Source organism: Flectobacillus sp. (genome assembly GCF_049240685.1).
Classification (GTDB): domain Bacteria; phylum Bacteroidota; class Bacteroidia; order Cytophagales; family Spirosomataceae; genus Flectobacillus.
Genome location: NZ_JBMLSD010000167.1, coordinates 1 through 6,822 on the forward strand (window position 1 = coordinate 1; position 6,822 = coordinate 6,822).

Below are 6,822 nucleotides of genomic sequence, written 5' to 3' on the forward strand. Positions count from 1 at the left end.
CGTCTCAAACCAAGTAAATCTAGCATAATAGCCTCAAAAAAGGGGTCGGAAAATATATTCCGACCCCTTTTTTATGAAAATTATGGAGGATAATCCCAATCTTAAAATTTGGGATGACTCATGTTTGATGCCATTATCCTAGATTTTACTTATCTTGAGACGCCAAGTTTGACGCACAATCATTGTGTCTCTGCTAGTTACGGATAATCACTGATATTAGTTTTTAGTCATGCATTACAAGTAGTTTCTGACTATAAATGGCATCATTTAATGATGATTTAACCATCATGATATAGGTACCACTTTCAAGATTTGATAGAGATATAGCGATATTTTCCTGATTTTGAATCTTTTGATTAACTCGCAACTGTCCGCTTAAATCCCAAACTTGTATTTCACCACTGGTGGGTTTTATCAGATTGATATGAGCTACACTACTAACAGGATTGGGATAAATCAAAATCGAAGGGTTAAGTTCTGCCGATGTCGCTAAGGGCATTTGGGTTTTTCCCTCTGTCACAGCACTAGCTTCACTGGTAGCAGTCAGAACTCTCAATCTATATTCATAAACTTGGTTTGGCTCAAGATTAGTATCTGTAAAACTGCTTGCCTGAGATGTTTCGAAAACGGGAACAAAGTTTCCATAATCTTTTATTCGTCTTTCTAAAACATACTTTAGGTTGTTATCATTGCTAACTCCCCATCTCAAGGTTACTTGATTGTAGGTAGTATTGTCGATAGATAAAACGGGTTTTTCGATATATTTACCAATCTTCACATTATGAAAAGCAAAGGCTCTGTATCCATCTGTATTTTTGATAAAAGGGCCAAGGTATACCCATGGTAAATCGCTCACGTAATCATAGTCGCCAGAATACGGAAATACAGAAGGTAAATACTTGATTAAAGTATCTTGTAAAGAAGCAGGTTCTTTAAGTTTTAAGATAATTTTGTTTTCTGAAGCATAACCTGAGGCCACCTTTTTCCATCTACCATTGAGGTAAAAGAAGTCTTTGACGCTGAGCGTTCCTGTTTTATTGATGATAAAATTATCGGTTGTTGTATCATTCGGATAAATAACTTTTTGGTCATCTTGAAAAGCCAAGGTGATTTCATCGCGAGTAGGAGATGAGTAAAAAGCACGACGGATATTAGGCGATTCATACTTTTTCTTTTCACCGTAGAAATGGTAAGATGTCATTTTGGCTAATTCCGTTCCCAATTGACGATAACCCGCAGTTTTGTAATGAAAACCATCCCACCCTGTTGCTCCTAAAGCAGCAAAACTATTTACTTTAGGGTAAATATCACCCAATTGTCGTTGGTAGTCTCGCATAACACCAACTTCTTCATTATATGAAACTCCTCCAAATAAAGGAAGTTGAAAAATATAGTATTGCTGTATCGATGGATAATCTTCAATGAGTTCTTTATAAAGTTGATCAAACAGAGGTTTCCATTCGCTAGGGTTATGCGAAGCTTCTGTTTCTCCTTGCCAATAAAATAGCCCTTTTACGGCATTATTAAGTTTGGCCTGTGTAACATACGTAAGTAAACGGCCATATTGAGTACTAATATCAGCATGGTTAGAGGGATTTCGTTCGACAAGATTTCGGATTGGTTGGCCAGGAGAAGCATGAGAAATAACACAGGTAGGAATACCATAAGTATTCATGATATATTTTTGAAAACTAATGCCCCATTGACCTACGATTTGCCTATCAAAACTATAGCCAGTATAGTCTGAATTAGAAAGTCCCCATTTAAACTGATCTGTATCGTAGCCAAATCCGTAGGTTCTACAATATTCATTGGTATAGGGGTCAAATTCTTCCCATCCTCGAGCATTAGATTGCCCATAAATAATATAGGCATCTCCAGCAACGATATTTTCTCTTGTTACCATGAGCACCGAATCTTGCTCATTTCGAATAGCATACACTTTAACATCATACTCAGCCAATTCGGCCTTGATAGTTGGCGATAGTACAAAGGTTCCTGTATCTTTGCTTGCGGTGTAATTAATCGCAATTTTCTGAAAAGAATAGGGTTTTTTGTTTCTTAAAATCTGTACAGACATACTTTTCCAGTTCGGAATTTCGATACGTCCTTTTATTGGAATAACCGCAAGGTTGTTTTCATTGCGAGGATAAAGTTGCCAGTCTCTTGGTAACTCCTCAAAGAAAACAGAGTAAAACTGCTGAGAAAAACATGTGTTAGAACAAATTAGCAGGAGAGAAAAAAGTAGTTTTTTATACATAGACATTTTGAGGTAAATAGTAGAAACCATTAAGACCCCTCGTCTAAAATGCGAATGGTAAAGTGTGTAATAACGATAGGATAGATACAAATCTGGTAGTATTTTTACCAAAATAGGCTAGTCAATATTACATTTACTGCAAATAGTCGTAGAGTCTCTCTAGTAAATTAACAAAATTTTGGAGTGTTATGAACAAAAATCAAAAAATTATTCGTTGGGTATTTGTTATTTTTACAACCATCGTTGTAATTCTTGCTATTGACATGGCCAGAAATACAACTGCCCCTTGGAATAAGAAGAAACAGCTTGTAAGAGCTTGGGGGGGGGATTCTACTAGTACGATAGAATCAACCGATACAACAAATCAAAAGTAAGTTGGCATAAAAAAGGCTAAATCATATACGATTTAGCCTTTTTTATTATTCAAACTCTCAACTATGCACCAGCAATAGCTTTGAACCCTTCAACATCGATAGCTTTTTTCTCAACTTTTACTTTTTCAACAATTACAGCAGCTACTTTGTCTGCATATACTTGGTTGAACATATTCATAAAGTTATCTTTCTTAGCTTTGTCAGTCAAGTAGCCATTAGCGATACGCTCAATCATTTCTTCCATTTGAGCATCGCCAGGACCGTACATACCGAATTGACCACGAATCATATCTTTAGTCTTTTCGATTACTTCAGGATAATCTACTTTTACTTCAAATTTGTCAGCGATTTCGTTTTTGATAAAGTTCCAACGAACGTCACGCTTCACAGCTTCGAAATCTGCTTCGATTTGTTCCATTGTAAATTTACCTTCGTTTACTTTCACCAACCATTCTTTCAAGAATTCTTCAGGAAGTTCGATTGAGATATTTTCAAGAAGTGCTTTTTCAGCGTCGATTCTCAACAAATATTCAGATTCACGAACGTAGTTAGATTCGATGATAGAAAGAATTTCTTTTCTGAATTCTTCTTCAGAAGATACTTTACCAACACCTAAAACTTTGTCGAACAATTCTTGGTTCAACTCAGTAGCACCTTGGCGAGTGATGTCTTCGATAGCGAAAGATACTTCACCAGTCAAAGCTGCAACGTCATCTCCTTTTTTGCCAGTTGCCAATCCTTTTGATTTTTCGTCAACAAATACGTTGTCGATATCAAAGGTCAAGGTAGCTTCTTTAGCTGCACCTACAAAAATAGCTTTAGCTTCGTCTTTGATTGATTTTGTAGGAATGGCAGATTTTTCTGACCATTCACCTTGTGAGAATGTTCCGAAAATCATATCTCCATCTTCAACTGACTCAGCGTGGATTTGCTCAGCAAATTGCTTTTTCAAGCTTTCGATAGTTTCTTCAACTTCTTTCTCAGTTGCTTGAATTTCGTAAGAAGTGATAGCAGGAATGGCGTCGAAATCTACAGTGAAATCACCAGCTAAGCCCAACTCATAAGAGAAAGTAAATTCTTTTTGAGTATTCCAGTCGATTGACTCTTGGTCTTCAACAACTGGCATTGGGTCGCCAACGATATTCAATTTGTTTTCTTTGATATATTCTTGAACAGAACTACCCAACAAGTTGTTTATTTCGTCGATTAATACAGATTTACCGAACATTTTTTGGATAACAGTCATTGGTACAGTTCCTGGGCGGAAACCTTTGATGTTAGCACTTTTACGGTAATTCTTAAGCGTTTTCTCAACTTGTGATTTGTAATCCTCCTCAACCAATGCTACGATAAGCTTGGCGTTTACGTTGCTACTTTTTTCGAGCGTAATGTTCATTTTCTTGAGATTTCTGATTTGCAATTAAGGATTGCGGCTTGATACTTGAAGGTGGATAATTTTTGAAAATCAAAAATTTACGTTTAAGTAATGCGAGAATGAGTCATCTCTGAAAAGGAGGATATAGAAATGGATAGGCGCTTTGATTGTAGGCTGTCCTAAACTTTTCTACATTTTCGTTTACTTAAATGTGTAAATCTGATATCCGCAACCCGTGTATCCACAATCAAAAAAGCCCTCAAAACCTTGTCGGTTGAGAGGGCTTTGAGATAGTACGGGCGGAGGGACTCGAACCCCCATGCCTCGCGGCGCCAGATCCTAAGTCTGGTATGTCTACCAATTCCACCACGCCCGCTTGCGTTTTGGAGTTGCAAAATTAGTGAAGAGATTCGTCATTCCAAACTTTTTACAAAAAAAAATGAAAATATTTTTTCTGTTTTTTGTTATTTACCCCACAACTAATTGTCTTTCAGTAGATTGTTTCGAGATATTTTTTTTAAAAATAAAATAAAAATTTGCGATAAGTAATCGTGCAGAATAATATTTAAGTTATGTGTTTAGGGACAAGGCAACAGGCACAAGGCACAGAGTGTTAAAATGTTTTTATTAACCACAGCCATGCTTTTTTCCAAAACCCACCACCGAAAGCCGATACCTGAAAGCCCTAAGCATAATCTTAAATTTTATTTTGCCCACTAACTTAAGATACATTCATGTGGTTTCAATGTTCAATCTACGCTACTTTATCAATTACTTCGGCCATTGTCCATTGATGATTTCTTTTCCTGAAATCTTTTTAGGGTCTACAACCACGTGTTTGATGGTTTTGCGTTTCCAAGTGTAGATAATATGTATCATTCCATCAGACGATTGAATGATGGCAGGATAGGAAAATTCCCCAGGTTCGGTTTCTAATTCGGCAACAGCAAACCACTTTTTACCCTCTTTCGAGATAGCCACATTGATTGGAGAGCGAGGCCCGCCCCATTTGCCAGTGTATCTTATGGTGTGGTTATATACCAATAAATGTCTCCCATCTTTGAGTGTAAGGGCATCTGTTCCCGAATTGGGATTGGGAAGGTTGGTTTTTTGGACTTCGCTCCACGTCATACCATTGTCGTTTGAATAGGCTTCTAAAATTGCATCATTTTGGCTTCGACAAAGTAGTTGAAGTTTACCTTTAGGATGAAATAAAACACTAGGTTGAATAGCCATAATATTTTTTCCATCATTTAAAAATGAAGATTTTTGCCATGTTTTTCCCAAATCTTTGCTATATTCAAAGTACAATTTCCAGCCATCCAGTTCGGTGCTGGTAGGACACAAAATAGTTTTATTCGCTAACCAAACAGGTTTGTTCTTGATAGGCCCAAGAATACCCTCTGGAAGTCTTTCAGGTTGAGACCACGTTTTACCTTCATCTTTTGAACGTCTAATCATTCCCCACCAATGAACAGGGTCGGGACCTACTTTGTAAAATAATAATAAATCGCCTTGGGGTACTTGGAACAACACAGGGTTCCAGCAAGGGTATCGTAAGGTTGGAGATTGAATACCATTGGCAAGCTCGATGGGCTTCGACCATTTATCACCACTAAATCTACTAGCATATATCGAAACATCTGGGTTTTTCTCTTGTGTGCCAGCAAACCATGTAACTAAAAGGCCGTCATGCGTCTGTACTATACTTGAAGCGTGGCATTCAGGAAACTCATCTGTTGAGAATATAAACTCTGATTTGATAAGAAAATTTGGAGGAGTTTGTGCTTGACTGTTGATGGAAAGTATACACAGTAAAATGCTTTTATGGAAGAATCTAAATAATGTTTTCATGAAAATAGTACAGTTTTTAGAGATGTTATCTTGAAATTACAGAATTCTCTGAGAACTTAAGTTGAAGAAACCGAATAATAAATTGGACCAATAAGTTTGAAAACTTTAACAGTCATTATTGCCTAAAATTGAAATTGATAAACGTTTAAAATATGGAAATAAGTGCTAATTGGCTATTTATTCTAATCATCATACCTATATCTGGGATTTTAGTAGGTGCTTGGGATCTTACCAAAAAGAAAATCTACATCTGGCTTTTGGGAATACTGTGGTTTGTTGTGGGAATTGTCTATTTGTACAGGCGTGGCAGTTCTTCATCCGAAGTACCACTGATGAATATGCCTATCGAGAAAAAGGATTATTATGGCTCGTATGTCATTGCGAGAGAGTTTTTTTCAGGCGACCAAGTCGATTGGCAATATGACCATTTTAGATTTGAAATAAAAGATAATGACTCTATTTACTTTTATTTGACAAATGGTGCCAAAATTAATAAAACTTTTAGAGGAGGTATTTCAACAGTTACGCTAGATACTAATGAAAATTTGGTATTACACATGGATACGCCTACACATCATATTCTGAAGACTAATCCACGATTGTATTTCAAAGACAATGATTTGTTTTTGATTTTTAAATCCAAAAAATATCATAATGTCTATTTCAAAAAAGGCGAATGGAGAGAAATAGAGTAGGTTTATTGAGTGAATTGAGAGTTGGTGAATTGTGAATTAGTAGTGTACCTACGAATTCTAACTATTGCGGATTTGGGATTTCTGATTTCGGAAATAAAGTAAAATACCTTTATTATTTACAAAACATAAAAGATTAAACTTCCGAAATCCGATATCAGAAATCCGAAATTGACAAATCTTTCACCGCTCATACTTATATTGTCGTTCCGCCGTCGGCTTCGTAAATGCCTCCTGTGCAATAGCCAGAGGCGTCAGAAGCAAGAA

Annotated in this window: 5 protein-coding genes and 1 tRNA gene; 2 read left to right on the forward strand and 4 right to left on the reverse strand. The window is 36.5% G+C overall.

The window, feature by feature from the left end:
• Positions 1 to 223 precede the first annotated feature (223 nt).
• Positions 224 to 2,260, reverse strand: a complete 2,037-nt coding sequence (locus ACOVQ4_RS07740) for a T9SS type A sorting domain-containing protein (RefSeq protein WP_421820081.1) — start codon at positions 2,258 to 2,260, stop codon at positions 224 to 226.
• A 188-nt stretch (positions 2,261 to 2,448) separates the two neighbouring features.
• On the opposite strand from ACOVQ4_RS07740, the gene ACOVQ4_RS07745 reads away from it, so the two are divergent.
• Complete coding sequence (locus ACOVQ4_RS07745) at positions 2,449 to 2,634, forward strand: hypothetical protein (RefSeq protein WP_421820082.1); 186 nt, start codon at positions 2,449 to 2,451, stop codon at positions 2,632 to 2,634.
• 61 nt (positions 2,635 to 2,695) lie between these two features.
• Here ACOVQ4_RS07745 and ACOVQ4_RS07750 read toward each other — a convergent pair whose 3' ends face one another.
• The 3 genes from ACOVQ4_RS07750 to ACOVQ4_RS07760 all read right to left on the reverse strand — a co-directional run bounded on the left by ACOVQ4_RS07750 (position 2,696) and on the right by ACOVQ4_RS07760 (position 5,863).
• Positions 2,696 to 4,030 carry a trigger factor gene (locus ACOVQ4_RS07750; RefSeq protein WP_421820083.1) on the reverse strand — a complete coding sequence of 445 codons (1,335 nt, stop codon included), beginning with the start codon at positions 4,028 to 4,030 and terminating at the stop codon, positions 2,696 to 2,698.
• Positions 4,031 to 4,303: 273 nt separating this feature from the next.
• Positions 4,304 to 4,385 (reverse strand) — tRNA-Leu (locus ACOVQ4_RS07755).
• 395 nt (positions 4,386 to 4,780) lie between these two features.
• Positions 4,781 to 5,863, reverse strand: a complete 1,083-nt coding sequence (locus ACOVQ4_RS07760) for a sialidase family protein (RefSeq protein ID WP_421820084.1) — start codon at positions 5,861 to 5,863, stop codon at positions 4,781 to 4,783.
• A gap of 152 nt (positions 5,864 to 6,015) precedes the next feature.
• Here ACOVQ4_RS07760 and ACOVQ4_RS07765 point away from each other — a divergent pair, with 152 nt between their 5' ends.
• Positions 6,016 to 6,558: a hypothetical protein gene (locus ACOVQ4_RS07765; RefSeq protein ID WP_421820085.1), complete on the forward strand. Its 543-nt coding sequence runs from the start codon at positions 6,016 to 6,018 to the stop codon at positions 6,556 to 6,558.
• Positions 6,559 to 6,822 lie beyond the last annotated feature (264 nt).

Bases quoted from the DNA above. Each gene is read 5' to 3' on its own strand.
- ACOVQ4_RS07740 (WP_421820081.1), bottom strand. From the start codon at position 2,260: ATGTATAAAAAACTACTTTTTTCTCTCCTGCTAATTTGTTCTAACACA.
- ACOVQ4_RS07745 (WP_421820082.1), top strand. From the start codon at position 2,449: ATGAACAAAAATCAAAAAATTATTCGTTGGGTATTTGTTATTTTTACA.
- ACOVQ4_RS07750 (WP_421820083.1), bottom strand. From the start codon at position 4,030: ATGAACATTACGCTCGAAAAAAGTAGCAACGTAAACGCCAAGCTTATC.
- ACOVQ4_RS07760 (WP_421820084.1), bottom strand. From the start codon at position 5,863: ATGAAAACATTATTTAGATTCTTCCATAAAAGCATTTTACTGTGTATA.
- ACOVQ4_RS07765 (WP_421820085.1), top strand. From the start codon at position 6,016: ATGGAAATAAGTGCTAATTGGCTATTTATTCTAATCATCATACCTATA.